This is a genomic window from Roseateles sp. FW305-36 (genome assembly GCF_058787015.1).
Window position 1 is genome coordinate 1 of record NZ_JBYSZK010000057.1, and the last position, 825, is coordinate 825.

At 59.6% G+C, this 825-nt stretch carries 1 protein-coding gene; it reads left to right on the forward strand.

All coding sequences use genetic code 11. The features are described from left to right. The coding region (locus AC3WOE_RS30530; protein ID WP_492696313.1) for an AMP-binding protein at positions 1-825 on the forward strand (825 nt) is incomplete at both ends.

Here is an 825-nt window from a genome sequence, read left to right on the forward strand (position 1 = left end):
TGGTGGGGCTGGTGGGGATTCTGAAATCGGGAGCGGCGTATGTGCCGCTGGACCCGAGCTACCCGCAGGACCGGCTGACTGCGATGTTGGCGGATTGTGAGCCGGTCGTCGTACTCAACCTCAGCAGCGGTTCTGCGGTCCGCTTTGATGACGCGTTCTGTTTGCGTTTGGACGACCCTTGCTTTGAGACGCTGCCCGCACACAACCCACAAGTACCGGGACTACGCTCTACTGATCTCGCTTATCTGATTTACACCTCGGGTTCGACAGGGCGCCCAAACGGTGTGATGGTTGAGCATCGCAATGTATTGCGATTGGTCATCGGATCTGCTTATGCACCAATCGGACCGTCAGATTGCATTGCGCACTGTGCAAGCCCCTCCTTCGATGCAAGCACCTGGGAACTTTGGAGCGCGCTGCTACATGGCGCCAGGGTGTTGGTGGTGCCACAGGCCGAGTTGCTCGATCCGCCGCGGTTTAACGATTCGCTCATTGAAGGCGGTGTCAGCGCGCTGTGGTTGACAGCTGGCCTCTATGCGCAATACGCCGATGCGCTCGCTCCTGCCTTTTCGCGCCTGCGCCACTTGCTGGTGGGCGGGGACATCCTAGATGTCCCCACAGTGCGTAAGACATTGAAGCTATCTCATCCGCCGCAACGCTTGGTTAATGGATACGGGCCCACCGAAACCACCACCTTTGCGGCCACTCACGAGATCTACCTCGAGAACACGCTAGGTCATAGCATTCCCATTGGCCGGCCGATCGCCAACACGCAGATCTACCTGCTGGACGAGCACCGTCAGCCGGTGCCGCTGGGGGCGGTGG